The sequence below is a fragment of the Sulfitobacter aquimarinus genome, assembly GCF_040149565.1.
Lineage (GTDB): Bacteria > Pseudomonadota > Alphaproteobacteria > Rhodobacterales > Rhodobacteraceae > Sulfitobacter > Sulfitobacter aquimarinus.
This window is the reverse complement of record NZ_JBEFLO010000013.1, coordinates 60,320-86,595: the sequence shown is the minus strand read 5'-3', so window position 1 is coordinate 86,595 and position 26,276 is coordinate 60,320. Positions and strand designations below refer to the sequence as shown.

The window sequence follows — 26,276 nt, the reverse complement described above, 5'->3', positions numbered from 1 at the left end:
CAAACCGCGTCACAGACCCATTTTTCTGGACCCGTTCATATACATAACCAAGCGGCGCATCCGTATTAGCTGGATCAGGGGTATAACCAAGCAACTTTGTCGTTGCTAAACAGCTAGATGTTGCAACGCCCTCAATCGAAGTGGGCCGCATAATCCCAGCAATAAAGTCATAATTATATACCGTTTCCTTCCCCAGAGAATTGGTAACTAACTTAGCTGGAGGAGGTCCAGCTGCTGATACTGGGGTAATTACACTTAGCCCAAAAGCATCGCTACCTTCGCTATGAGACGTGCTGGTAGCATTAACTGTATTATTAATATTACCGCATAGTTGGTCTGACTGATACGTAAAGTTCGCGTAGGCTAACGGCTCAGCTGCATCAGTTAGTCTACCGTCAAAAACAGTTTTTAACTGATTTGGAAAAACTATATCTGAATCTGGATCAGAGCTTTTGAAATAGTCATAGCTTTGGTTGCTAAAAATCCTTCCAGACGCTAACTCTCTAACCGTTGATTGCTCCAAAATTCGGCCATAAATAGATGAAGACTGTGGCAAGAAAGAGTAGTCAATTGCTATCTGTGGTACGAAAGTGGTGCCATTATACTCAGTATCAATTGTTACCTGCTCGAGTACATCCAATCTACGATCGCCGTCTGGATTGATTTCCCAAGTATACTCGGCTCGTTGACCCTTATTATCATTTACGGCAAGGATTCTTCCGGAAGTATCTCGATCAAAATCCAAAGCGTATCCATCCGGCCAGGTGATCTTGGTAGGAAACCGCTCGAAGTAGTACGTATTTGTAGTCGCATGTCCCGCAAATAGGCTAAATTGGATAGTGTAACCGGATCCGTCTTCAAAGAAACGGTCAGAAGATCCCGCAGGATCATCATACAGAACATAGGGTTCATCAGACCGCAACGGCTCATAATTTGCATTAGAGCCATAACCTAAGTAGAAGCCAACTTTCTTGCCTCCTGGCAAATGTACAAAGTGGTTTCGATCCCACAGATGTCCTGAGGCCGAGGTTTGTATATAACTCCAAGAAGTAGACCAGTTTGACCCAATTTCTTGAAATCCCGTTATCCTAAACTCCGTGTTAACTGATGAGAAAACACGATCAAACCGGAAACGATTGTCCTTTTTAGAGGCCCAATCAAAGGCCCTCTCTACTTTCAAGCCATCAGCAATAAGAATTGGGTTGCCTACGGTGCTTTCACTAGGATTAATGCCAGCCCGCCCAGTCCCTAGTTGGCTTGAAGACATTCCACCTGGTGAGTTTCCAACACCATCCTGCAACCCAAGGTTGCATCCGCAGGATGCAGAAGGTGAGCAAAATGAATCGCCTTTTTTGGGTTTGCAAAAACCAGAGACCGACGGAGTACTTTCATCACCATCAATGTCACAGGCGATTCTACCATCGAGTGTTGTAGGGGTCGGCTCATCACCAGTGGATACTGTCGTTGTAATATAATTACACTTAAGAGCCATTCCTGTTTGAAGATTACTGTGGTTACCGTAGGTTGGATTAAGTTCATAACCTACGTATTCAGCACCACCTGGCGAAGCAAGATTAAGACCTGCTTCACATGCCGCGTCTGGTGTGTCGAACTGTCCAGGAACAAAAGTATGGTCAATACGCCATACTTCAGGATCCCCTCCGTAACAACTCTGGGCGATGACGGGCACTGGCTGAAAAAGAACAATTATTGGAACGAAAGCAGCAAACAAAAATGACCGAAACAACATATTATTCCTTTTCACATGTCTGGTGCCACAATGTTGCCACAATTCCCGTATGGCAAGAAGATTGTTTCTTTAGGTAGAAAATACTGCCCACTTCACAAAGAGTTACCTCACCATTAATCCTCGCAGAATAAGGCTCAAGACCACAACCTACTACATAATAAATCTATCTAAGATTAGGCTAATTTGACATAATAAACCTTATGCGATAATGTACATTTATATATTATGTGTTGCATTAGTATACTATTAAGGGCATGCTGGAACATCCCTACCGATAAGGATGATGTTCATGTTACGGTCGCTCAGAATGTACTCACTTTCTGCTGTATTGGCACTGTCTCTTACCAATGTAGTGTTTACAACGCGGTCCTATGCACAAACTTACCAGATCGATTGTGCAATCCTCCTGTGTCTGTCTGGTGGCTGGCCCGCATCGGTTCCTTGCGCACGGGCGCGTGCGGAATTCATCCGGCGGATCACGCCTTGGCCAGTTGAGCCCCCGTTGCAGATTTGGCGGTGTCCTATGGGAGTCTCATATTTAACTGATCAAACGGAAAGCGACTTTGGTCGGATCTACGATATCTTATCCGATGAACGAAAAGATCTTCCGCTTCAGTCGGTTCCAATGAGGGATGGAAGCACCGCACCAGTCCCAGAGAACGCTATTCTGCGAAGAGACGGATCTTCCGGTGTAATGTCCCAAGGTGATTTTGCGCTCCATCTGATTCAAGATCGAGCTGATATCGATATCAGCGGACAAGAGTTCAATTTCGTGCGCTCCATCCGGGTCTTTGATGTACGGCATGCGAGGCAGTATGAAGCGGGTAGTGAAGGTGGTTGCGAACGCTCAAAAAGTGTGTTTCTCGGAACATACGGAGTTCAGGGAAGCTTTGCTTGGGCAAGAGCACTACCAACTTCGCTCCCAGCGGCGCACATTGGTTTGGAGAGCTGGGGCTTGGATTGCCCAAGCATAAATCACCGATCCGTCTTTGTAGAATGGCGGGACTTCAACGGCGGTTACGGGTTTGAACAGGTTAACTACTGACCGCCCATACTATTCATTATGTTAAAAATGACAGTATTATTGACCTAAAGGTCGCCAAAACTCCGGCATCATGGGCCAAATTTGGGAAGAAAGTGTCTACAATACTAGGGGCTATTCACTCCGCACTGCACAGCCATGCTCCCCTCACGCCAAGTGGAACATTTCTACTCGGTTACAAAAAAATATGTCACCTCAAAAATTTTACAAATAGTCCAATTTGCTAAATGGCCCTTGCGGCCGCTCAAAAAATTGCCAGCTAAATCCAGGCTTTCGTGATGACAATTAGGGTGCAAGTGAATGGCTGCGCAAAAAATGGATTGCACCTAAGATCAAATGCGTAGCTGGAATCCTTTGGCGATATGATTTCGAACCAAAAAAATCAAAAAAACGCCGGGCAAAAGCGACAGGATTGTCACGGCCATCACCAGCCCGACATCCGTTTGAAAGCCGAAAAGGCTTTGGATCGCCATTGATATCGGCTTGCCCCCCGTTGAAGTCAAAATGCGCGCCAGGACGACTTCGACCCATGAAAAGATAAAACAAAAAAACGCAGCAACAGCGATGCCTGGTGTGATGATCGGCAGCAGGAATTTTACAAAAAATACGGGCGTTGAATAACCGTCAAGAAATGCGGCCTCGTCGAACTCCTTCGGTACGGACGAAATGAAACTCTCTAATATCCAGATCGTGACCGGGACATTAAACAGGCAATGCACCAAAGCGATGCCAAGCGGATTGTTCAACAAGTTCAGTTTTGAAAACAGCAAAAACACCGGCAAAGACAACACGACAGGCGGCGTGATGCGAAACACCAGCAGCATCAGCAGAAAATGCCGGTCCCCTACAAAGGAGAACCGTGAAATCGCGTAAGCCGCGGGCAAGCCTGCGGTGAGGCAGATCACGATATTCAGCGATACATAAGTTAGCGAGGTCCAAAGTGAACCAATCAAGGCCGGATCCGCAAAAAGGTTGCGGTAGTTCAACAGCGTGAATGTCCCGACAGCCATGTCATTGCGCGGCAGAGTCGACATAAAGCTGAGAAGAATGGACTGCGCCAAGGGAGCGAGCATCACGACGACGAGACCAATCAGGGCAAGAATTTTCAACCCGCGCCAGATCATAGCGGCCCCCGAATGTGCCTGCGTGACGAGACTTGCAAGACCCATGCCACCAACAAAACAATCAGGAAATACACAACGGACCGCGCTGCCGCTGGCCCATAGTCAAAGGCAGCAATGTCTTCGCCCAGCTCCAAGGACAAAAACGACGTCGCGTTGTCGGGCCCACCTGCGTTGATCCCGAAGGCTTCCGTGTAAATCATCATGCTGTCCGTCACCCGCAGGATCAGGGCCATGGTCAGGACGCCTTGCAATTTAGGCAATTGGATATATCGAAAGACGGCCCAGCTTCCGGCGCCATCTATTTTCGCAGCGAGATAGTAGGTCTGCGGAACCATAGATAGGCCCGAATTTGCAAGAATCGCGACCAGTCCGACCCAGTGCCACGTGTCCATCGCTACGATCAAGATCCATGTGTGGAGGGCGGTAAACTTGTAGTCAAAATTCCAGCCCATTGCCTCCAACATCTGGCCCAGCAAACCATAGTTGGTGTTGATGAAGCCAAGCCAAATGATGGGTATCATGTTCCAAGGTACCACCAGCGGCAGGGCCAAAATCATCAATATCGTGCCTTTGGCAAAGGTATTTTGCGGGATAAGGAGGGCAATCCCGACACCCAACGGGAGCTGGATCATCAGCACGAGTGTCGTGAACAACAAACTGCGCCCAAGGGCAGCGTACAGATCAGGCGTGCCAACAAGCGCGGCGTACCATTCCGTGCCAACCCAAAAGCGGCTGTCCAACGTAAAAATGTCAAAGAACGAATAGTTGAACACCGCAACAAGTGGGATAAACCCCACCAAGCCCAACAGGGCAACCGCAGGCAAAACCTGCCACCAAGCTGCATTGCGCTGTTGTTTCATCGCGGTGCTACTCCCTTGATCCGGCTTAGGTGTGTGGCGCTCTCATGCCCGCATCGCGCGCCAGTTGGTATCTGCGGCATTCGCGACCATCTGCGCGAATTGCGAGGGGTCCAATGACGCACCTCCGACCAATAGACCATCAACACTGACCAAAGATAATAGGCGTGCAGCATTTTCGGCATTAGCCGACCCGCCATACAAGATCCGCACGTATCCAGCAGGGTAACCCAGTGCTGTCACGTTGGCTCGTATGAACGCAAGGGTCTCGTCGATTTCGGCATGGGTCGGGATACGTCCTGTCCCGATGGCCCAAATTGGCTCATAGGCGATCACGAGAGGCGCTGGATCATGGTCCGCAATGTAAAACGCGGAGCAATATTGGTCCACAGAAGCGGCTGCGTTTTGCAGTTGTAGCGGAGTAAAAGTCCGCCAGTTTGTGCCCTTCGTTTATGCGGAGGGCGGGAGATGTATTCTGTGGATATTTATAATCGTGTGCGCCGCGCGTGTTTGAAGGACGGCATGTCAGCGCGGGAGGCCGCGCGTTACTTCAACAAAGATCGTAAGACGATTGCCAAGATGCTGCGCCATGAGTTGCCGCCCGGCTATCAGCGTTCAGAACCGCCGCGTCGCCCGACGCTTGATGGGTTTGTTGACGTGATCGATGAGATCCTTCGGACGGACAAAGCCTTGATCAAAAAGCAGCGACACACCGCGAAGCGCATCTTTGAGCGGTTGCGCGACGAACACGGGTACGCGGGTAGCTTGACGACGGTGACCTATTACGTTCGCGAGCAGAAGCGGCGCACGAAAGAGGTGTTTGTGCCGTTGTCGCATCGACCGGGTCACGCACAGGTTGATTTTGGCGAGACGCTGGGCGTGATTGGCGGCATGGAATGCAAGATCCACTTCTTTGTGATGAGCCTGCCCCATTCTGATGCGGTGTTTGTGAAGGGCTATCCAGCAGAGACAACCGAGGCGTTCTGCGATGGCCATGTGTCGGCCTTTGCGTTTTATGGCGGCATCCCTCAATCCATTCTTTACGACAATACTAAGATCGCTGTGGCACGCATTCTGGGGGATCGAACACGCGTGCGCACCCAGCGGTTTACAGAGCTGCAATCGCATTACCTGTTTGATGACAAGTTCGGTCGCCCTGCGCGTGGCAATGACAAAGGCAACGTTGAGGGCATGGTCGGATACACCCGCCGCAACTTCATGGTGCCCGCGCCGCACTATGACAGCTTTGATGATCTGAACGCGCATTTGGAAGCCAAGTGTCTTGCGCGTCAGGACGAGACGTTACGTGGTCACGACCAAACCATCGGCGCGCGTCTGATGACCGACCTTGATGCACTGATGGGATTGCCTGTCGCAGAATATGAGGCCTGCGATCATGTCAGCACGCGGGCCACGTCGATCTCGATGGTGCGCTATCGCCGCAATGATTACTCGGTGCCGGTGGCCTATGCGCACCACGACGTTCACGTGCGTGGGTTTGTGCATGAGGTCATTATCGGCTGCGGCAATGAGATCATTGCGCGGCATAAACGGTCCTATGCGTCAGCGGATATGGTTTTTGACCCGCTCCACTTCCTCCCTTTGATTGAACAGAAGGTGGGGGCCTTGGATCAGGCCGCGCCTTTGCAGGGTTGGGATCTGCCAGATGTATTTGCCACGCTGCACCGGCTGCTTGAAGCCCGGATGGGCAAACCGGGAAAGCGAGAATACGTTCAGGTCCTGCGCCTTTTGGAGACCTTCGAAATGGACGTTGTGCAAGGCGCAGTCCAGCAGGCCATTGATATGGGTGCCATTGGCTATGACGCCGTCAAACATCTTGTGTTGTGTCGGGTTGAGAAGCGGCCACCACGACTGGACTTGGACTTCTATCCCTACCTGCCCAAGGCCAATGTCGGGACAACACGACCGTCCAGCTACATGAGCCTGATCGGAGGGGCCGCAGCATGACTGACGCGCCTCAAATCCTTTTGCATCACCACCTCAAAAAGCTGCGGTTGCCAACGTTCCAGGGCGAGTATGCCAAACAGGCGCAGCTTTGTGCTGCTGAGAACAAAGATCATATCCAGTATCTGGCCCGCCTGTGTGAGATGGAGCTGATCGACCGCGAACGTCGGATGATTGAACGGCGGATCAAAGCGGCAAAGTTCCCAAGCACAAAGAGCTTGGATAGCTTTGACTTCAAGATCATGCCCAGCTTGAACAAGCCGCTGACGATGGATCTGGCACGATGCGATTACGTTGATCGCAGGGAGAACATCATCGCCCTGGGACCGTCAGGCACGGGCAAGACACACATCGCCTTGGGACTTGGGCTGGCTGCATGCCAGCGTGGTTTGAAAGTCCGCTTCACGACGGCGGCAGCGTTGGTGCACGATCTGATTGAGGCTCAAGATGAGCGGAGATTGCAGCGTCTTCAAAAGCAACTGACCAGCCAGAACCTATTGATCATCGACGAATTGGGCTTTGTGCCACTGAGTAAATCCGGCGCGGAATTGCTCTTTGAGGTCATATCGCAATGCTACGAACGCGGATCCATCATCATCACGTCAAATCTACCCTTCGACGAATGGACCGAGGTCTTTGGATCAGAACGCCTTACCGGCGCGTTGCTGGATCGTTTAACACATCACGTCCACATCCTCGAGATGAATGGCGAAAGCTACCGCCTCAAACACAGTCGCAAGAACCGCACATAAACTGACCACGACAAAGACCAGAAGAACGTTGGCCTAACGGCCACCGTGCGCTTTGGCACGCTTCAGCTTTGTGACGAGCACGCGCGCCAAAGCGCAACACAACATCAAACGCAGTGGCCCCTTTTTACGCCGCGATCTGGTCCCTTTTTACTCTGCGATTGACATCAATGAATACAGCCCAGCAAAAACAATGAGACCGATGCCAACTAATGCAAGCATGTCTACACTCTCGCCAAACACGATCGCCCCAATCAGGATCGCAAACAGGATACGACTATATCTGAATGGTGCTACTACAGATAATTCACCTTTTCGCATACCGCGAACGATAAAATAGTAACCAATGGCTCCAAAGAGCACGCCGCCAAGTGTAAGCGCCAAATGAGTGAGTGAGATTGGGAGCATCACTTCCCCAGCAGCAAAATGCCACACCAGCCCTGCAGGGATCAAAACTGCAAAGCCCTGAAACGATATGAGCGTCGAAGATAGGCTTCCTTCTATTCTACGTGTTGCCAAATCCCTCCCCGCTACGAACAGCACTGACAACACAGCCCAAAATGCATTTGGATCGAAGTCCAAAGAGCCCGGGCCGATTATTAGAATGACCCCAAGCAGTGCAAGGAACACTGCCAGCCATCTACGCCATCCCACTTGTTCTCGAAGAATAAGAGCCGCGCCGATTAAGATCACGAGTGGCACAGCTTGATAAACAGCTGCAACAAGGGTCAGATCGATAGTCGACAGAGCGAGGTAGAATGTGAGCGCAGCGCCGGCCTCACAAAACGCTCGTAAAAGAGGCAACTTCCCCCACGCTCCTGCTTCATCAAATCGGGCGCCTGTGATCCACATTACGGCAGAAAATACCGATGCCGTTCCAAGCCCAAACATGCAAAGTAATTGGCCCACTGGCAGATCCGTTAAAAGTAGCTTTAGGAACATGTCTTCGAACGTAAAAGCAGCCATAGATAGAACAACGAATGAGATGCCCTTCTTGTTGCTCATGATTTGCACCCGCTGAACACCTATTTCTCCCTGATAAGGCGCGACCTAGAACCCCTCCGAGACCAGCAAATGCTGGCTACAGTTATAAGCAGCGAGGCAAATAGTAATACTGTAAACCCAACAAATTGGCCAATTGAGCCGAAGGTCAAACAAAGAAGGCCCAGCATGCAGATTTGCCTAACCAAGGGGTCGTGATCGATTGGCTCAAGTTCGCTGCTGGTCGCTGCGTTAAGCCGTCCGGATGGCGGGTTTCGCGTGCGACAGGCCTGCAGGCCAGAGCGAGCTTTGATCGTGCATACGCCGAACAGGGCTAGATGCAGTAACAGCAGTATGGAACTTGTAAGCGAGGACACGGAAGACTGCTCAATAAAAGCCCAGCTTTTGGCGTCTGGGTCCAGCATTGCAGCGAAGTCATTGGCCAGCCAGCTTAAACTCGTTTCTCCGTCAGACTTCAAATAAACTGCATTCAACTGAATGGCTGTAGCTACAAAGATTCCAATGATTGTAGAGAGGTAAATGCATCTCTGCAGCTTCTCACCTGTCCTTTCAAAAAAGCTATCTTCAAAGTCTGGATCAGGTGATGATGCTCGTCTTTGGAAGTCCTCGGTGACAGCAAAGAGCAGGAGCAGCCCTATGAAATATAGCCAATAGACCAGTCCCGAATAGAAGAATGCCAGCAGGGAGACGAAAAGAGCTTCAGACATCGTAATAACGTCAGGCCGAACATGCGCGACGAATAGCCAATCAATCAGTTCTGGCGCATCCGTCTGTGTCAGGCCAACTAGATACACGCCACCCCATTGGACAATAAAAACTAAGACGAACGCAACGCTTGCAGCTACCCAGAATGGAAAGCGCAAGCTGTCCATGAGGTCATTCCAAGTGCTTTTTTCTCCTTCAGAGTGAACCGCTGTCTGACTTTCCCTTTTCCAAAAAGACACGAGGTTCGCAATAAGTAAAAACGATGTGGGATAGAGTAAAAGGCATTCAATTGACCAACTGAGCGACCAAAGCAAACCGACCTGTTTGTCCAAATCTGGCCCTGCTGGGTAGGTTATGTCGTAATTTTTGGCGATAAACGCAGCCAAGCAAAGCATGAAAAAGCCGGCCCAGACAAGGAGTGAGATACTGAAACCATCGGAACTAGTGAAGATCCTCTCAGACAGCCTTGCAAAGCTGTTTTGCCCATTCTGAGATGCTTGAACTCTCTCGGTCGAAGTTTGGGGGTTTGTGGCATTTTCAACGGACGTGGTTGAACGGGTGCTTTTGCGACGGGCTCTTCGCTTCGATGCCAGTAACTTGTTTGCGGCTCTGAGCTCTGTTCTCCACGTTGCGATCGCGTCCGGGTCACCCCTGCCAAACACACGAGCAAGGCAGATGATATTCGCTGAACTGATCCCCTTGTCATTGTCTTGAAACCAGTTTTGTACGGTACGCACGTCAACACCTCGACCTTTCGGGTCAGCCTCTGCAAGCGCCTCTGCTAGTAAGCTGGGTGTCCATTCAGAGCTCGTATCAGCTGTTTCCACCAAAGAGAGTCCGGCACGGGCGGAAATCGCCTCCTGAAACAGTTCTTTGAAATCAAGGCCGCGGCTCAGCGGCCTCGTCACGAAATTCTCGTCGATGTGCACCATCTGCGGTCCTTCGCTTGATATTTCGCGAAACTGTTGCTGCTGTTTCAGGCGAGCATAAAAATTGTTCAGTTTTTTATCATAGGCTTATTAAGTGATATTTCGCCTTGATCGTTACGTTCGTGCGATAGTGCAGCTCTGTCATTATTCTCCCTTATAGCGGGAATTTCATATTGCAGCAAGTTGAGTGGTCGCGAAGTTCAAATTGACCTCTTGGATTTTCTGCATGCGACGCAAGCCTTCGCAGATTGAGTGGGAACGGGGCATTCGTATGGATTCTGAGCTGGTTTTTGCAAAAACAAGGAAAAGTCTATGAGGCAGTTTGATGATATGTCATTGGAAGCAAAAGCTATCAGCCGAATGATCTGCGTATTGACTGGCAGAACGGTAGGGGTTGAGTACCTTTGGGATAATGGCGAAACATCAACTCTGTGGATCGATGAGACCTCCAATAACATCGAACGATGTCCGATAATTTCTAACGCGAAAACTGAAGCCTAACTCAATCCTTTCCCAAGCTGCTCACGAAAGCTCCGTAATCTTGATTGACCTGCCGGGCCTCCTCGAAGGCTCGGACCCGTTCATCCTCCAGACACCGGAAATGCCGCTGAATGTCTGTGATATAGCTCTCGAAATCCTGCCTGATCAGATCAGCATATTCGATTATCGCTGCAGGGTCGTTTGGAACAAACGGCCGTTGCGGTGCGAGACAGGTTGCGCTGTTGGCCGCACTACTGAACGCAACACTCAATAGTATAACCTGCGGGATCAAATGCAGCATCTTCATTCTTTGACAAGAATCCTCTATGTTAGACATCAGGACAAAACCGCCGGACTGAGCAGGCTGGTGAAAATATCCTTAACAGAATCGCAATAATATATCTTGCGTTTCATTAATATACTTTCGTATGGTAGCAATGTCCATGGTGGGCGAGGCGATCATACGTTGCAAATATGAGAAGTGTGATCGCAGTCATGAACTGGGAAGTAGAAACACCAAATGTGGTCACTGAGGCTAGATTCCGCGAACTCGTGGAAAGCGGTTATAACGCCGAGATTTTGTGCCAGGAATCTGCGCACAAGAAAGGTCCGAGCTATTACGGTATCTGGATCATGCGTGCCGTTTCTGACGATGGCGTGGAAAAGCTATTGGTTACGGCTCGGACCCGCACAACTCACAACGATATCAAAATCCGCGAATTCAAAACCATCACGGGCGTTGTCTCGTTCCTCGTTGGCATTGGCTTCTCCCACGCCGATGTTCCGCTCGAAGAAGGCCAGCGAACAACTCACAAACTCGCTAGCCGCAACGAAGGCAGCAGCGACTAGCCTTCTCTTCTTTTGGCTGTTTGCTCCACCCGCAGCAGCCCAAATGGTTCTGGTCATGGAGAGCGACGGCTCGCTGACCGCCACGCAATCCCAAAACAGCTTTGCTCGGAACTACAACGACGGTGTGGGTCAAGGTACGGCGGCCGATGCGCTCGCGATATTGGACGCACCTGATGATATCGCAGAAACAGAAGAAACCCGCATTGCGGCCATCGCGCCGCGTGCTCCCCTGCCCCGTCCGGATGTTCTTACGGCGATTGAGACCACAGCGCTACGTTACGGTAGCCATCCCGGTTTGCGCAGCTCGGGACTTTCGGTTTCAGACTGGCTCGTACTCTTCCGCGCCAACATAGAAATTGAAAGCGCGTACCGCCAGAATGCCGTTTCGAGCGCTGGTGCCATTGGCCTTGGACAGCTGATGCCGGCAACCGCCCGCGATCTTGGTGTCGATCCGCGTGATCCCCTCCAGAACCTCGATGGTTCCGCCCGCTATCTTGCAATGATGCTGGAGTTGTTCGGCGATCCGCGTCTTGCATTGGCTGCCTACAACGCCGGCCCCGACGCCGTGCGCCAATATGGCGGAATCCCCCCTTACCGAGAAACCCAAAATCATGTGGCCCGCGTCATGGCGGTGGCCGCTCGACTGAAAGGAACAAACCCATGAGACATTTTACACGCGCTTTCGCAGCATCATTGGCGCTGTTCTTACTGATTGCAGAACCCGCACTTGCGCAAAGCATCGACCTCTCCCCAATTCAAAGTCTGCTACAAGGCATCGTCGATGCGCTGACCGGCCCGCTTGGCGTCGTCATCGCCACACTCGCTGTCCTAGGCGTGTTCCTCAGCTGGTTCTTCAACATCATCGATCTGCGCCAGGCACTCTGGGTCCTCGTCGGCATCGCCGGTGTTGCGGCTGCCCCCACAATCGTCGCCGCGGTTTTTGCCGGTGGCTGAACGCGCGCCCCTGTTTCTCGGCCTCGTGCGCCCGCCCAAGCTTTTGGGCCTGCCCATCATGTATGCGATGGTCTGGCTCTTTGGCTCGGTGCTGCTGTTCGTATGGGTCCAGCACATCGTGATCCTTGGGGTTGCGATCGTAATCTATCCCGTCCTTTGGAAAGCCGCCGATTGGGATCCCCGCTTTATCGACGTGATGATGACGGCGCTGCAGGAAACACCGCCCACCCGAAACCGGCAAGTTCATGGTGGGGACAGTTATGCCCCGTGATGAAACTAACGACGAAGCCGTCGATACCCGCACTTTGACACCGACCTGGTACGCACGGGAAACGCGCCTCGCACATATGCTGCCCTATGTCAGTTTGGTCGATGACCAAACGGTTCGCACGCGGGTGAACGAATTATTCCAATGCATCCGCTTGGATGGGGTCAACAGTTATACAACCGACGATGCCTACCTCGACAAGGTCAAGTCCCTCTTTGCCCGTATCGTCGCCCAGCTAGGTCCAGAGTTCAGCTATTATGTCCATAAGGTATCGAAGGCGATTGCGCCGGAGCTTGAACCCGTGCGCACCGGTAGTTTTGCAGGGGACGTGGATCGCCAGTGGCGCGAGAAGCTGGCGACCAGCGGGCTGCGCGACAAAACACTGACGCTCACAGTCATGCACCGTCCGCCGTCCAAGAGTTTTCTTCCATTTCTCAATCGCAGCGCACCTGAGCGCTTCAAAGAAGAAACACAAAAACGCCTTCGACGGCTGAACGAGGCCGTGAATGTCTTTGCCTCGGGGCTGGCTGATCTCAAACCACGCGTGCTGTCGGCGAAGTCTGGTGAACTGGTTGGGTTCCTCGGGGCGCTCAATACCGGTCAGGAACTGCCGCTTTTTCCAGCCAGCACCTACGGTTTCCTATCGTTCAACGTGGCCAACACCCGTGTGACGTTTTTAGAGGATCACTTCGAGCTATCCGAAGGCGTCGTTGGCCATCGCTACGGCAAAAGTTTCACCATCGGCGAATATTCCGAGGCCACATCCTGCACGATGTTCGACATGCTGAACCTGCCTGTCGACATGATCGTCACCCATTCCTTCACGCCAATCAATTCCAACCTCATGGCCGGACGGATCAAGCGCCAGAAACGACAAATGCAGGCGTCACAGGACGCCGCCCTCTCGCTCATGGAAGCGCTCGACATCGCCGCCGATGATCTTGAAGCCAAACGCCAAAGCTTTGGCGAACACCACATGGTCGTGACCATCTTCTGCAACACGCTTGATGAGCTGCAAACGCTGGGCGCCGAGATCGTCAATGCCGCAGCCGCCGAGGGCGTCAAGATGATTGGCGAGCGGGTGGCCGCAAAGGCGCATTACCTCAGCCAACACCCCGGCAACCAACCCAAGCGCGTGCGCGCCAGTGCCATCACCAATCGGAATTTTGCGGATTTCGCAGCGTTCCACCGCACGCAACTCGGCAAGAAGGCCGATGACGTGCCATGGGGCAAGGTCATCACCATGCTCCCGACGCCCGAGCAAAGTGCCTATCGGTTGTCTTACCACGAGCAAGGCAGTCCAGACAAAGAACCGACCAGCGGGCACACACTGATCATGGGACGTCCCGGATCAGGTAAATCCGTCCTTTCCGCATTCCTAATGACCCAAGCCCGTCGAGCAGGGGCGCGGATCTTCGTCTTCGACTACCGTCTCGGTATGGAGATGGCGGTCCGCGCCAATGGGGGCAGCTATGCAGCGTTGAAGGCTGGACAAGCCACAGGCCTCAATCCGCTTTGGACCGAGGTGGACGATCGCGGCACGGCTTGGCTCTCGGACTGGCTGGCCACCCTGCTCTACCGCACGGATAAGCCGCTGACGCCCGTTCAAACCAATCGCATCCAAGAGGTCGTGCGCCAGAACGCGAACGCCACTGATCCAGCTTTACGTAATTGGAAAGACTTTGCCTCGCTCTTTGTCTCCACCGATGATGTCGGTGATTTGCACCAGCGACTGCTCGAGTGGACCAGTGATGGACGCTATGGCTGGATATTTGGTCAGTCCTTGGAAGACACGTTTTCTCTCGAAGGTGATGTCGTCGGGTTTGATCTAACGGGTATTCTGGATTCCGAGTCTGAAAAAGAACGCATGGCCGTTCTGAGCTACCTGTTCCGCCGCGTCGAACGTGAGATTGAAGACCGCCGTCCCACCATCATCGTTATTGATGAAGCCTGGAAAGCCCTCGACAACGCCTATTTTGCAGAACGGCTTTCGAACTGGCTGGTGACGGCGCGCAAGCAAAACACCGTTGCCGTGATGATGACGCAATATGCCAGCCAGCTGGAACGCACACGCACCGGCAAGACCATTGTCGAGGCGGTGCCAACGCAAATTCTTCTTCCCAACATCCGCGCCCATGCGTCCGACTACGCCATGCTGAACCTCTTTGAGAAAGAACTCGATGTGCTTTTGAACACGGGCAGCAATTCGCGGTTGGCACTCATTCGCGATGACCAGGGCTCCATCGTCGTTGATGCCGATCTCAGCGCATTAGGCCCCAACCTCACCATCCTCGGCGGCATGGAGAAGGGTGAAGCGCTTGTAGGTGGAGATTATCGCGACCGTCCAGATTTTTGGAGACTCTCATGAAACGTATCCTCATTCTCTTGGCTGCGATTGGCACTCTGGCATCTTGTGCCCAATACCAAGAACCACAGGCCAATTGCTTCACATTCCTTGCGGCAGTTGCACCGATTGATCCCGATTGCACCTTCACGCCTCTTGGCGCTTTGGAGGGTGACATTGAAGTCTAAGATCGCCCATATCCTCTGCGTATCTTTGCTGCCTGGCCTTGTGTTCGCTCAGGGCGTGCCAACGGTTGATAACGGTCTGACCGCACGCGACATAGTGGAAACCGGTGATCGTGAAGTCGATCTTGCGACCCAAGCCGACAAGCTATCCGTGCGCGAACTCATTGCCCAGATCGAGCGCGAACAATTGGAAACGCTGGCGCGCATTCTCGATGCGCAATCAAGCTTCGGCGGTCAGGGGCTACCCGCAATGGTGTCCGGTTTGGAATCTGGCAGTGGAGATCCTGCCCGGTCGGTGGAGGCAGTCTATGGCTCAGGCGAGGTTGATCCCAATCCCGCAGGGACGCAGATGTTTGGCGATGCGGCCCAGAATATCGAACAACTTATTATCCGCGTCGCTCAAGAGACCAGCGGCTTTGCAGGCGTAGGGCGTGCCGGACTTTCTCCCGTCCAATGGCGCGCCCTTCTGCAAGCTCTTATCTGGCAGGAAAGCCGTTTTACGATTGGTGCCCGCTCGCCCGTCGGTGCCTTCGGTCTCACCCAGATCATGCCGGGCACCGCCAGCGACCTTGGGATCAACCCAGAATATTATGACAGCCCCTATCTGCAGGTGCATGGCGGCGCGCGGTACTTGGCCACGCAACTCAACACCTTTGACGGCAACATCATCAACGCGCTTGCCGCCTACAACGCAGGGCCAGGTCGCGTGTTCGAATACAGCGGCGTGCCACCTTTCAAAGAAACCCAGCACTACGTCACTGTCATCCCTGAACGCTACAATCACTATCTCAGCCGCATTGGCGGTATCGAAGCTTTGGGCACGATCGATCCGTCCCTTCTAGCGAATGCCAATCTTTCGATCACGGGGCATGGCGCTGCTTTCTACGGCAACAATTCCCCTGCTGCGATCCGGCAAGCCGCCCTTCGTATTCGCGATATTGTCGAGCGGATTTCTGAAACTGAGGATGTTCAAGAAAGCATGGCCCTCAACACCTATGCCCGCGCTGAACTTGTGCGCCTCGTCGCGGCCCGCATTCGCCTGCAAGCAACAAGGACCCGCGTCTTGAGTGCGGAAGAACTGGCCCAAGCCTCAGCTCGGATGGCCGAAGGGGACTTCATGGATTTCACAATCGAGGAGTTGGACTAATGCGAAAATCAAAATGGGCATTAAAGACTGCATTGGTTGGCACATTAGTCGCAGGGCTCCACTTCGCGCACCCTGCCCTCGCCCAAGGCGTGCCCGTCGTCGACACCCAAAACATTGCCCAGAACATCCAGCAGCTCCGGCAGATGATCGAAGACGAAATCCTGCAAAACGAACAGCTGACCCAGTTGCGCGAACAGCTTGCCACACTCACGGACCAACTTGCAGAGCTGCAGCGCACTTATGAGGCCCTCACCCGTCTCGCCGAGTTGCCAGAAATCATCCGCACACAGATGGAGGACGAGCTCAACGGCCTCCTCGATCAAGAGTTCGGTGATATCATGGCGACCATCGAAGCCATCAAGAATGGGGACTTCTCGGGCCTGTCCGGGTCGGGCGCAGGCGAGATCGAAACCCAGATGGACCGCGTGCTGGCCGATCTTGGGTTTGATGACGATACGCTCTCGGAAATGGCCAGTAGCGGGAACGCGAGCGCCAACCGGATTGCGACCCAAGCCACGACTGGCGCGCTGGTTTCGGCCGCAGCGCAAAACAGCTATGGCGATGCGGGTCAATCACTTAAGCGCGTTGATCGGCTGGTTGGCCTGATCGACGACATGGATGAGTTGAAGGAAAGCGTCGATCTCAACACGCGCGTGACGGCAGAACTTGCGATTGCGCTTGTTGCCATGTGGCAGCTCGAAGCGATCCAGACGGTTGGAGACGGCACGGGCGGCGTGATTGATGCCGCCACCATCGCCGAAGAACAGCGGTTCATGGATTTCACCTTGCCTGATCTCAGTGCTGATTAGGGTGTGATGCGTGGTGAGTGAACAAGAAATTATTGAAGAAGAACTGGTCTACGGCGCGCTGCGTCGAGAACGTCTTTGGCAACGGCTTGGCTTGATCGGACTGATCTTTGGCATTCTCGGGTGTCTGAGTGCGGCTGCCGTCGCGGTCCTTGATGTCGACCCACCGCCTGTCGTCGTCCCTTACGACCCATCGACTGGCTTTGCCCTGCCGGAGGCTTCTGTTGGGGCTACGACTGTCACGGAAAACCAGGCCATCATTGAGGCGGAAGTCTTCCGCTATATCAGTGACCGCGAGGTCTATAACCAACTCGACAATGATGTGCGGGTTAGAAGTGTACTGCGCCGCTCTGATGGCGCGGCCGAAGCCTCCCTGCGCCAAATCTGGAACAGTGCCAATGCGGATTATCCGCCCACGCTTTATGGCACGAGCGGGCGACTTGATGTCGAGGTTCTCAGCATCAACCGGATCGGCACCAACCGCGCAACGGTCCGTCTGCGCAAGCGCCTGAACTCCATCAATGGCGTCCAAACTGGTCTCTTCACCGCCACCCTGCTCTTTGAGTTCCGCCCCGAAACCAGCCGCTCCATCGATCAGGTCTGGACCAACCCCTTTGGCTTCACGGTGCTGGAATATTCCATCCGCTCCGACAGATTGGAGAACTGACTTTGTACCGAGTATCCTTCATAGCACTTCTGCTCGTGCTCCTTCCCGGCCTTGCTTTGGCCGAAGCCATTCCGCGTGGCGGACCCAATGACAGCCGCGTCCGGCTCGCGACATATCAAGAGGCACAGGTCTATCGCCTGAGCGTCTCCCTCACCCATGTCACGACGATTGAATTCGGTGAAGGTGAAAGCATCCGCTCGATCATCGCAGGCGACACTGAGGGTTTTGAAATCGATGGTGTGCCGGGCGGGCAGGCCTTTGCGATAAAACCCGTCGCGCGCGGGGTTCATACCAATGTGACCGTCTATACCAACCGTCGCAGCTATTACTTCAACGTCCAAGAAACGCAGAGCCCCACCTTTTATGTGGTCCAGTTCCGCTATCCTGATGACGACGCGAGACCAACCCGTGCAATTGCGAGCCAAGCCCCCAACTATAATTACGGGGCCAGCACACAGGCCGAGTTCACCCCGACGCGCGTTTGGGATGATGGGACGTTTACGTATTTCGCATTTGCCCGAAATACGCCTGTGCCAGCCATCTTCCGATACTCCAATGGCCGCGAGCGCACGGTAAACACCCAAGCCATCGAGGACGGTGTAATCCGCGTCTCAGGCGTAAACACGCAATGGGTGCTGCGGCTCGGGGATGAGGTGGTTTGCATTGAGGCGGCGCAACCAGCAGGGGCGTCATCATGAGCGATACTAGTGACGTAGAGCTCGAGAAACGCCTTGCCGCTTTGGAAAAGGGCGGAAATCGCGGGGGTTCACCTAAGGCGAGACGCTCGCCCCTTCTTGCCCTCATCGTCGTCGCACTCGTTGGTGCAGGTGGCACCGTTCTCTACATGATCTCCGGAGCAGATGAGGAAACGGCTCTGCCAACAGCCACACCTGATGTGTTTCAAAATGAGGGTGACGGCTTTGGGGCGATCGAAGCGATACCTCCGCCCCCTGCCCCGGAAACCCAAATTGTCCTAGCCCCAACTGCGCCAAGTGAGCCCAACGCAGAGCTTCTCGCGCAGCTGGCTACCCTTCAGGCCCAGATTGAGGAATTGCGCAACGCGCCGGAACCGGTGGTAGAAGAAGACACGGCTGCTGCGGACGCCATTGATGGGCTCACAGCACAGATCGCAGCTTTGCAAACTGCGTCCCAAGCCGCCCAACAGCTGTTCCAGGACAAACTGGCGGCGCGTGATCGCGACCTGGACCAAATCCGAATGGACTTGGAGTTGGCCCAACTTGAGGCCAATCGGCCAGTTCCTGCGCCGGTTCCTACCGGACCGTCCGAGGAAGACCTCCTTGCGCGAGAGGCAGAACGGTTGCGCCGCGAAGAAGAAGCACGCCGCATGGCTGATCTTGAGCGACGCGCAGCAGAAGAACGCGCGTTTCAGGACCGCCGCATCGCGTCCCCGACGATTGCATTTGGCGGAACGTCAGGCACGAATGAAACCCCTCTTGCCGAGCGCACATTCGGCGAAGTGACAGACTTTGTCCTGAACGGCGCGTTGCCGACCTCCGTCACCCAAGCCGAAGTCATCGCCAACCCTTCCAACACCATCATTCAAGGCACGATGATACAGGCTGTCATGGAAACCGCACTCGACAGCTCCCTGCCCGGCCAAACCCGCGCCGTTGTCTCCGAAGATGTGTTCAGCTTTGACGGATCGCGCCTTCTCATCCCACGCGGATCACGCCTGATCGGGCGCTATCGCTCGGGGCTAGATATCGCACAGCAGCGCGTCACCATCGCTTGGGACCGGATTATCCTGCCTGACAATCAAACCGTCCAGATCAGTTCCTTTGGCGGCGACGAGTTGGGCCGTTCCGGCGTGACCGGCTTTGTCGATACACGCTTTGCGGAACGGTTTGGCTCTGCAGCTCTGATTTCTCTCATCTCCGCAGCCCCAGGTGCGGCCGCAGCCTCCGTCGAAGATGAAGCCACAGCAGACGTTCTTGAGGATGTCGGGGATGACCTGGCGAATGCAACCGACAGCGTGATCAGCGACTATCTCTCCATCGGTCCTGTTATCTATGTAGATCAAGGTGCCCGTGTTACTGTCATGGTTGACCGTGATCTGGAGATATTTTGACTGATGTCGTTGAGCTATCTTCAAACCTCACTTGATAAGCTGGACGCGGCGTCCCGCGACGATGTCATCGAGATTTGTATCAATCCGGACGGCACCTGCTGGGGTGAATTCCAGGGCGATCACTTCATGCGTTTGCTGGATCAGCGGCTGTCGGAGACTGCCGTTAAAGATCTGGGCAATCAGATTGCCTCCAGCGCAAACACCACCATGAGCAAGGACAGGCCCATTGTATCCGTCTCGATTGCCTACAAAGACCGCCCGATCCGCGCACAGGTCATCACGCCGCCTGCCGTCATGTCGGCCATGTCGATCAGCTTGCGGTTCTTCTCAAGCCTCCCCCTCGAAAACATCCAACTGTCGTTTCTGTTTGGCAAAGAGCGCAAGCTAGAAGAGTTGCGGCAGGAAAAGACTCGAGAATTACGCACTGTGGTGGAAGCCGGTGTGATCGACGATGCACTGGCATTTTGCGCTGCGAACCGACTCAACATGATCGTTTCGGGTGGTACGTCGACCGGCAAAACCGTGGCGGCGCGCAAAATTCTTTCCCATGTCGGCGCGCAAGAGCGGATCATTACGATCGAGGAGGCCGCCGAGCTTCTGCCCGCTCAACCAAACATGGTGACGCTTATCGCCAACCGCGATGCAGCGTTCCAAACCGCAGACGTTCTTCTCACCGCGACGCTGCGCATGCGGCCGGATCGGATCATTCTTGGTGAGGTGCGCGGCAAAGAGGCCATGACCTTCCTGGAGGCCATCAACACGGGTCACGGCGGATCCATGACCACGCTACATGCCGAAACCCCGCAATTGGCCATCCAGCGCCTCGCCATCGCTGCCCTCAAAACAGAAATCCCGATGACCTATGCAGACATGGTGCGATACATCGAGAATTCCATCGACGTAATTATCCAGACCGGGCGTCACAACGGCACCCGCGGGATCACCGAATTTTACCTCCCCGGCATGGAACAGATTGGAGCACCCGCATGACAACCTATGAATACGAGATTCTGTCGTTCCCGATGGATCGCAAAAACAGCCTGATCGAAATGCAGGCCGCGTTAAATGCAAAGGGCCAGATCGGGTGGGAGGTGGTCTCAATCAGTTCTTCCGAGTTTGCCAATATCGGGCACACGGTTTTCCTGAAACGTGAAACTTCCGAAGGCGCAGATGTTGGAGGCACCCGATGAAGCATCGTGTCGTCCGTCTCACTTGGCTTACCATTGCTTTGGGTCTGATTGCACCGCCCTTGGTGGCGGAGCGCAATCTGATCCCCAGCCTCGAGAGCATTCCGGATGTCTGCTCTGAGCGCCCAAACGAGCCCGATTGGATGGAAAACATCGCGCTGCGAGACGCCTACCAGCGTGTTTTGGTCCAGGACATTTACCGCGCACAGAACATGGAGCGGGTCGTAGAGACAGGATCCTGCGACTGCGCCTCGCGCTTCCCAACTTGGGACAAAGCCGAAGTCATCTTCCGAGAAAATCATGCCGATGCAGACCGTTCAGAAATGTTGCAAGCCTCGGACACCTACAACCGCCGCGCAAATGAACTGCGACCTCAGCCCCAAGCGATCTGCGAAGCCGCAGGTAATTGGTAGGGACATCCTGAAATGAGCGTTGTCACCTACTTCGTTGAAACCTCCCAAGGCTATCTCGACACGGCCGCCGAAACACAGTTCGGGTCTGTTGCCGCAACGGTGGGGACGCTGCTCGTCCTTGGAACAACCGTCGTCGTGATTTTCGTCTTTCTGAACATGATCTATCAGTACAAAGCGATGGACGGGCGAACGGCGTTCTGGCTTGCGGTCAAGATCGGGCTCATCGGGATATTTGCAACCAATTGGGTGCAGTTCAACGCACTGTCTTCAGCAATCCTCAATGGCATCGATAGCATCGCAGGAGCGCTTGTCGCATCCGTGGGTGGCGGCGTGCCCGGCCCGTCTGGAACATTCGCCGAAGAGTTTGACAGGCTGATTGCAGAGTTGGGCGAGTATCTGAATGCGGCGGGGTCAGAGTTAAACTGGATGGCAGGCGCGATGCTCGACATCGTTGGCGTGCTCATGCTATCGATCCTCGGCGGTTTGGCGGCGTTTATCTTAGTCGCGTCGCGTCTGATGATCGCCCTGCTCATCGGGATTGCGCCGGTGATGATATTTCTGACGCTGTTCGACGTGACCAAAGACTACTTTGCGCGGTGGTTGTCAGCGCTCGTGTCCTTTGCGATCTATCCGATTGTCGTAGCGGGGGTGTTTGCGACGATAACTGGCGTGGCATCCGCCCTCATCGGTGAACTGGGTGATCCAGAGGGTGCAACCAATATCGGCGCGCTAATTCCCTTCTTTATGATGGTGTTGATGGCCAAAGGGTTCATCGTCGCGACGCCATTCATCGTACGGGCGATTTCCGGAAACATCATGATGCCAGCATTGTCTGGCGGCTTGGGCGGTAGCTATGGATTTGCGCGTGCCGCCATGGGTAATCAACAAGCCTACAATCGCTATCTCGTTGGGGGGGCAAGTGGGGCAGAATACGCCGCACTCAGAGCGCGTCAGATGTTTGGGGTGCAACAAATGCCGCAACGGCCGGGGATGGCAAATGTGACACCCACTGGGGGCAATCCATCGAAGGGGACTGGATCGCAGATGCTGGCTCAGCTTGCAAGGCTTGGCAGATTGGGACGGCGGTAGCAGCAGTAAGCAGCCATTCATGCAAATCGCAGCGAAGGCGTCAAAAGAGCCCGACTCAGCCATTATGATTTTGTGCTGCGAGCGCGCGCAGCTAGGAAAATGCGGCATGAGCGAAAAACCTCATGCTGTCGCGCGGCGGGAGAAACCGCCATTCGAGGATGCCGCAGCATGGTTTAGGAGCCGAAATTGCAGGTCGCGGGATATTGATGCCGTTCCAGATCTGCATCCTAAGGCCCGCTTTGATTGCTGATCGCTAGTTTTAAATCATCAACCAAAGCATCACGACGGCCATACCAACCATCATCAGGTTCTCGGTGAGGCTTACAAACCCAAGTGGTACGTTTGAATTTCCACCGACGCACGCGCATTTCAGCTCGCGTTTGTCGATGTAGACGGCTTTGAAGACGCTGATGGCTCCGATGCTCGCAACCAGGAGCGCTGCGGGAGCGGACACCCAGGTCAGGATCATGCCAGTCATGAGGATACCCGCGCCGATTTCTACGAACGGATAGATATAGGCGTAAGGCACCCATTTCCGCGCGAGTAAATCGTAGTTGAGGAACATCGTGGTGAAACTTTCGATGTCGCGCAGTTTCTGCATGCCGAGAAGGATCATCGACACCGAGATGAACCAGCCAAGTGTCTGCCATGTGATTGCGCCGAGAAACCCAATGGAAAGTGCCACTGCGGTAAGCGCTGCAACAGCGAACAGATACAAGACAGGTCGATAGGTTTTTACTGTGGGATCCCAGCCGGTGAGCTTTTCGCGCAAGTCGGTGTAGCCGCCAACGCGTTCTCCTTCAATCCACGCTTGCGGTGTCGTTTTGACGTTATGCTCGGCCTTGAAGGCATCCACTTCGGCGCGGGTTCGGAACAGCCGATCATCGACGTCATAGCCCTGGCGTTCAAGAAGCCAACGCGCCTTTTGCCCGGATGGGCATAGATGATCTGGCAAGGCCATTCGGTAAAGCACAGCAGTTTTGCCGACCGCTTCTTCAGCCGGATTTGTATCAATCTCAGCAACATTGCGTGCGTCTTTAGGCATTGGCTTCTCCGGTTCCGTGCTTCGTATGCGGGGTGGTGCTTGCGTTTGAACTGCTTCGCTATATATACCCCCCTAGGGTATATAATCAAGACCGAGAGATTTGATCCCGTACTCTCTCGACTTTTTCTCTGCCACCATGCGAAAAGAAGGCCATGCACAACAATCGCGAAGCCACGCTAAAACGTCTCAATCGCCTTGAAGGGCAGGTCCGCGGAATCGCCCGGATGGTCGAAGAAGATCGTTATTGCGTCGATGTCCTGACACAGATCGCGGCAGTCCGCGCGGCGCTCAAAGGCGTCGAAAAGCTCGTGATAGATGATCACGCGTCACACTGCATCGAAGATGCGCTCGCCTCGGGGGACCGAGAGGATCAGCGGGCTAAATTCACTGAATTGCTCGAATTGCTCGACAAGGCGCGCGGCTAAGTCGTTAGAGATTGACGGGTGGTGTCGTTACACTAGTGATCGTTGCGGTTGCCAATAGGATTAGGACCACAGCTAGCATTTCAACTGAAATAGACCGTCGAAGCGCATGTGCCGCGCCAGGTTTCCCAGCGCGCAAAACAGGGACGAGCCTCACCTTATTGAAGGCCGCAAAGCCCAGAAGTACCGCAACAATCGCGACTTTGAGCAAAAGCCCTAAGCCATAGGCGGTTCCAAATAATGCAGTGACGGAGCCTGAAAGGAGCCAGGAGAGCGCTGTGCCTGCAAGGATCAGAACGGCCACTCCGAAAGCAGCTACATTGCCAAAGTGGTGCAACACGTCAACGCCCGAGGGAGTAAGCGCCGCGCGGCGCAAAGGTATAAGTGCACCGACCCAAAAAGCTGCGGCCAGAATGTGAAGAGCAAGCAAGACAGCAAGAACCATCCTGGGATCACCCAGAGCGTGGCCCACCTGAGCAAAAGATATGGCCACGGCAAGGCTGCCCACCAAAGCAATCCATTGCCCAATACGAGGCACCAAAACCGCCAGTATCGCAAGTTCGCCAAATCCACGCCAAATCGCGGCGGTGCCAAGTGGGCTTTCCCAAACAAACCCGAGCATCATCGGGTCCGTTGCGCCCTCAAATCCCATCCCAGATATGCGGGCGGCACGAATGCCAAAACGTATAGCCAACACAGCCAGGCCAACCAGTACCGCACCGACGGCAAGCTGCCTAGCAAGGCGCAGGACAGACGCCTCGGCGCGCTTCGCAAAGATGAAGGAAAACAAGACGCCCCCAATCGCGAGCAGAACCGCGCCATAGCCAATCGCTTTGGCTACAATGGCCAAGACGGCAAGACCGTCGATTGGGGCCAGTCCGGTCACTCCGCGACCGTGAAGGAGAAGCTACCCTGCATCGGGTGACCGTCTGAGGCCATGCCGCGCCAGTCGAAACGGTAGCTTCCAGGCGCAAGCGCATCCAATGGCACTGCTCGGAATTCCGTTGCTGGTTCCATACCGGTCTCGCGTTCGATTTCGATGTCATCATCGGTTGCAGTCAGCGTGACTGAAATGATGCGCATCGGATCATCGAACCGCATCGAAAGCTCCGAAACTTCCGTGACAGTCGCACCATCAGCAGGTGTCGTTGCTTCGGACTTGGAATGCGCTGCAGCAACCACCGGAGCGGCTGCGACGGCCAAGCCAAGAAGAAATTGTTTGATCATCTGAATTCTCCTTTATTCGGACTGGGAATTGAGTCTGTCGTGATGCTCTCGAATATCACTGGGCCAGGTTGATTTAATGAAGGATAGCACGGCAATGATCTCTTCATCGCTGAGCACTTCTTCATAGACAGGCATACCGGATGGGGGTGCATTCTCCATCAGTCCGGCAAGCCCATATTTGGTCAGGGTGAAGAGCGTTTCATCGTCGTGGTGCCACGTGTGCCCGGTCGCGTCATGCGGCGGTGCTGGTAGCAAACCATCTTCGCCCCGCATCCGCCAGTTCGGTTGCCCTTCGAGGCGCGCCCCGTGGCACGCAGCACATTGAGCCACGTAGATGCCCTGACCAAGGGCGACCACTTCAGCGTCATCGGGTGACAACAGACCGACCCCATCGGAGGGTTGGGCCATGACAAAGGCGGCGGCGAAACCGGCGAGCGCGAGCCCGCCGGTCATAAGAACTGCCTTGCGACTTGCCATCACGTGTCGAAGGGCTGTGCTGTACCAGCTCGGTAGTACACCGTTCCGGTGCCCGCCTCTCCGCCAAATGCAATGACGTCGTAACGGGCGGACGGATCATCTCCCATGCCGGGGGAACCCATCGGCATGCCCGGAACGGCAAGCCCGGTGACGTCTGGGCGATCCTGCAGGACTGCTTCCAATGCTTCAAACGGAACATGCCCTTCGAAGACATATCCATCCGCTTCAATGGTGTGACAGGATGCCAGTTCAAGCGGTATGCCGCGTTCTGACTTCTGCGCCTCGGGGTCGGTCAGCTCTGCGACAGTGACAGCGTAGCCGCGTGCGCGGGCCAAATCGGCCCATGCGTGACAGCATCCGCACCCGGGAGAGGCGAGAACGTGCATAGGCGTACCTGCGCGCGCAGGAAGAGCGGCCACGACAAGAGCCGCTGCGGAAAGATTAGTGAAGTGACGACGTGTGATCATGTCTGTCGGTCCTTTGATTTGAAAGTTGAATGGATTG

The 26,276-nt window shown here is 54.2% G+C and carries 29 protein-coding genes; 18 read left to right on the top strand and 11 right to left on the bottom strand.

Going from position 1 to position 26,276, the window contains the following annotated elements; genetic code table 11:
* The coding region (locus ABMC88_RS17265; RefSeq protein ID WP_349578127.1) for a hypothetical protein at positions 1-1,750 on the bottom strand (1,750 nt) is incomplete at its 3' end.
* Positions 1,751-2,444: 694 nt separating this feature from the next.
* Here ABMC88_RS17265 and ABMC88_RS17260 point away from each other — a divergent pair.
* The gene (locus ABMC88_RS17260; protein ID WP_349578126.1) at positions 2,445-2,795 is read left to right on the top strand and encodes a hypothetical protein; all 351 of its coding nucleotides are present in this window, start codon (positions 2,445-2,447) and stop codon (positions 2,793-2,795) included.
* A gap of 329 nt (positions 2,796-3,124) precedes the next feature.
* Here the strand turns inward: ABMC88_RS17260 and ABMC88_RS17255 are convergent, their stop codons facing one another.
* The 3 genes from ABMC88_RS17255 to ABMC88_RS17245 are packed head-to-tail and all read right to left on the bottom strand — an operon-like array spanning position 3,125 to position 5,163.
* Positions 3,125-3,916 (bottom strand): carbohydrate ABC transporter permease, encoded by a 792-nt coding sequence (locus ABMC88_RS17255; protein ID WP_349578125.1) that lies wholly within the window; start codon positions 3,914-3,916, stop codon positions 3,125-3,127.
* Positions 3,913-4,776 (bottom strand): carbohydrate ABC transporter permease, encoded by an 864-nt coding sequence (locus ABMC88_RS17250; RefSeq protein ID WP_349578124.1) that lies wholly within the window; start codon positions 4,774-4,776, stop codon positions 3,913-3,915. The genes ABMC88_RS17255 and ABMC88_RS17250 overlap by 4 nt, the downstream gene beginning before the upstream one ends.
* Before the next feature lie 42 nt (positions 4,777-4,818).
* Positions 4,819-5,163, bottom strand: a complete 345-nt coding sequence (locus ABMC88_RS17245) for a triose-phosphate isomerase (RefSeq protein WP_349578123.1) — start codon at positions 5,161-5,163, stop codon at positions 4,819-4,821.
* A 78-nt stretch (positions 5,164-5,241) separates the two neighbouring features.
* Between ABMC88_RS17245 and istA the strand changes: the two genes are divergently transcribed.
* Positions 5,242-6,741 carry an IS21 family transposase gene (gene istA / locus ABMC88_RS17240; RefSeq protein WP_349578122.1) on the top strand — a complete coding sequence of 500 codons (1,500 nt, stop codon included), beginning with the start codon at positions 5,242-5,244 and terminating at the stop codon, positions 6,739-6,741.
* Positions 6,738-7,490 carry an IS21-like element helper ATPase IstB gene (istB, locus tag ABMC88_RS17235; protein ID WP_349578121.1) on the top strand — a complete coding sequence of 251 codons (753 nt, stop codon included), beginning with the start codon at positions 6,738-6,740 and terminating at the stop codon, positions 7,488-7,490. The genes istA and istB overlap by 4 nt, the downstream gene beginning before the upstream one ends.
* Positions 7,491-7,637: 147 nt before the next feature.
* Here the strand turns inward: istB and ABMC88_RS17230 are convergent, their stop codons facing one another.
* Together ABMC88_RS17230 and ABMC88_RS17225 are read right to left on the bottom strand one after the other, a co-directional pair.
* Positions 7,638-8,492 carry a DMT family transporter gene (locus ABMC88_RS17230; protein ID WP_349578120.1) on the bottom strand — a complete coding sequence of 285 codons (855 nt, stop codon included), beginning with the start codon at positions 8,490-8,492 and terminating at the stop codon, positions 7,638-7,640.
* Positions 8,493-8,512: 20 nt separating this feature from the next.
* A complete protein-coding gene (locus ABMC88_RS17225; RefSeq protein WP_349578119.1) occupies positions 8,513-10,126 on the bottom strand; it encodes a hypothetical protein in 1,614 nt (537 codons plus the stop codon).
* A 972-nt stretch (positions 10,127-11,098) separates the two neighbouring features.
* Between ABMC88_RS17225 and ABMC88_RS17220 the strand changes: the two genes are divergently transcribed.
* From ABMC88_RS17220 to ABMC88_RS17155, 14 genes are all read left to right on the top strand, one after another.
* Positions 11,099-11,452, top strand: a complete 354-nt coding sequence (locus ABMC88_RS17220) for a hypothetical protein (protein WP_349578118.1) — start codon at positions 11,099-11,101, stop codon at positions 11,450-11,452.
* A gap of 43 nt (positions 11,453-11,495) precedes the next feature.
* Positions 11,496-12,116 (top strand): lytic transglycosylase domain-containing protein, encoded by a 621-nt coding sequence (locus ABMC88_RS17215; RefSeq protein ID WP_349578117.1) that lies wholly within the window; start codon positions 11,496-11,498, stop codon positions 12,114-12,116.
* A complete protein-coding gene (locus ABMC88_RS17210; protein WP_349578116.1) occupies positions 12,113-12,406 on the top strand; it encodes a TrbC/VirB2 family protein in 294 nt (97 codons plus the stop codon). The genes ABMC88_RS17215 and ABMC88_RS17210 overlap by 4 nt, the downstream gene beginning before the upstream one ends.
* A complete protein-coding gene (locus tag ABMC88_RS17205) occupies positions 12,399-12,677 on the top strand; it encodes a VirB3 family type IV secretion system protein (RefSeq protein ID WP_349578115.1) in 279 nt (92 codons plus the stop codon). The genes ABMC88_RS17210 and ABMC88_RS17205 overlap by 8 nt, the downstream gene beginning before the upstream one ends.
* Entirely contained in the window at positions 12,667-15,042 is a 2,376-nt protein-coding gene (locus ABMC88_RS17200) for a VirB4 family type IV secretion/conjugal transfer ATPase (protein ID WP_349578113.1), read from the top strand. Before ABMC88_RS17205 ends, ABMC88_RS17200 begins: the two co-directional genes overlap by 11 nt.
* A gap of 219 nt (positions 15,043-15,261) precedes the next feature.
* Positions 15,262-16,350: a transglycosylase SLT domain-containing protein gene (locus ABMC88_RS17195; protein WP_349578129.1), complete on the top strand. Its 1,089-nt coding sequence runs from the start codon at positions 15,262-15,264 to the stop codon at positions 16,348-16,350.
* Positions 16,350-17,159, top strand: a complete 810-nt coding sequence (locus tag ABMC88_RS17190; RefSeq protein ID WP_349578112.1) for a type IV secretion system protein — start codon at positions 16,350-16,352, stop codon at positions 17,157-17,159. The genes ABMC88_RS17195 and ABMC88_RS17190 overlap by 1 nt, the downstream gene beginning before the upstream one ends.
* 10 nt (positions 17,160-17,169) lie before the next feature.
* Entirely contained in the window at positions 17,170-17,823 is a 654-nt protein-coding gene (locus ABMC88_RS17185) for a VirB8 family type IV secretion system protein (protein WP_349578111.1), read from the top strand.
* Between the two features lie 35 nt (positions 17,824-17,858).
* Positions 17,859-18,521 (top strand): TrbG/VirB9 family P-type conjugative transfer protein, encoded by a 663-nt coding sequence (locus tag ABMC88_RS17180; protein WP_439655618.1) that lies wholly within the window; start codon positions 17,859-17,861, stop codon positions 18,519-18,521.
* Positions 18,518-19,912, top strand: a complete 1,395-nt coding sequence (locus tag ABMC88_RS17175) for a TrbI/VirB10 family protein (protein WP_349578110.1) — start codon at positions 18,518-18,520, stop codon at positions 19,910-19,912. Before ABMC88_RS17180 ends, ABMC88_RS17175 begins: the two co-directional genes overlap by 4 nt.
* Positions 19,913-19,915: 3 nt before the next feature.
* Positions 19,916-20,902, top strand: coding sequence for an ATPase, T2SS/T4P/T4SS family (locus ABMC88_RS17170; protein ID WP_349578109.1), 987 nt, complete (start codon positions 19,916-19,918; stop codon positions 20,900-20,902).
* Positions 20,899-21,102: a hypothetical protein gene (locus ABMC88_RS17165; RefSeq protein WP_349578108.1), complete on the top strand. Its 204-nt coding sequence runs from the start codon at positions 20,899-20,901 to the stop codon at positions 21,100-21,102. Before ABMC88_RS17170 ends, ABMC88_RS17165 begins: the two co-directional genes overlap by 4 nt.
* On the top strand, positions 21,099-21,512 hold the full coding sequence (locus tag ABMC88_RS17160; protein ID WP_349578107.1) for a hypothetical protein: 414 nt from the start codon (positions 21,099-21,101) through the stop codon (positions 21,510-21,512). The genes ABMC88_RS17165 and ABMC88_RS17160 overlap by 4 nt, the downstream gene beginning before the upstream one ends.
* A 12-nt stretch (positions 21,513-21,524) precedes the next feature.
* Positions 21,525-22,601 carry a TrbL/VirB6 family protein gene (locus ABMC88_RS17155; RefSeq protein WP_349578106.1) on the top strand — a complete coding sequence of 359 codons (1,077 nt, stop codon included), beginning with the start codon at positions 21,525-21,527 and terminating at the stop codon, positions 22,599-22,601.
* A gap of 259 nt (positions 22,602-22,860) precedes the next feature.
* On the opposite strand, the gene ABMC88_RS17150 is transcribed toward ABMC88_RS17155, so the two are convergent.
* The gene (locus tag ABMC88_RS17150) at positions 22,861-23,646 is read right to left on the bottom strand and encodes a MauE/DoxX family redox-associated membrane protein (protein ID WP_282053180.1); all 786 of its coding nucleotides are present in this window, start codon (positions 23,644-23,646) and stop codon (positions 22,861-22,863) included.
* A 152-nt stretch (positions 23,647-23,798) separates the two neighbouring features.
* Between ABMC88_RS17150 and ABMC88_RS17145 the strand changes: the two genes are divergently transcribed.
* The gene (locus ABMC88_RS17145) at positions 23,799-24,071 is read left to right on the top strand and encodes a metal-sensitive transcriptional regulator (RefSeq protein WP_025054237.1); all 273 of its coding nucleotides are present in this window, start codon (positions 23,799-23,801) and stop codon (positions 24,069-24,071) included.
* Between the two features lie 4 nt (positions 24,072-24,075).
* Here the strand turns inward: ABMC88_RS17145 and ABMC88_RS17140 are convergent, their stop codons facing one another.
* Genes ABMC88_RS17140 through ABMC88_RS17125 form a run of 4 tightly spaced genes read right to left on the bottom strand, consistent with a single transcriptional unit; the run spans position 24,076 to position 26,239 of the window.
* A complete protein-coding gene (locus ABMC88_RS17140; RefSeq protein WP_282053179.1) occupies positions 24,076-24,918 on the bottom strand; it encodes a CopD family protein in 843 nt (280 codons plus the stop codon).
* A 32-nt stretch (positions 24,919-24,950) separates the two neighbouring features.
* The gene (locus ABMC88_RS17135) at positions 24,951-25,295 is read right to left on the bottom strand and encodes a copper resistance CopC family protein (RefSeq protein ID WP_025054235.1); all 345 of its coding nucleotides are present in this window, start codon (positions 25,293-25,295) and stop codon (positions 24,951-24,953) included.
* Positions 25,296-25,307: 12 nt separating this feature from the next.
* Positions 25,308-25,748 carry a c-type cytochrome gene (locus tag ABMC88_RS17130; protein WP_025054234.1) on the bottom strand — a complete coding sequence of 147 codons (441 nt, stop codon included), beginning with the start codon at positions 25,746-25,748 and terminating at the stop codon, positions 25,308-25,310.
* A gap of 23 nt (positions 25,749-25,771) precedes the next feature.
* Positions 25,772-26,239, bottom strand: coding sequence for a DUF411 domain-containing protein (locus ABMC88_RS17125; protein ID WP_037969029.1), 468 nt, complete (start codon positions 26,237-26,239; stop codon positions 25,772-25,774).
* Between the last annotated feature and the right edge of the window lie 37 nt (positions 26,240-26,276).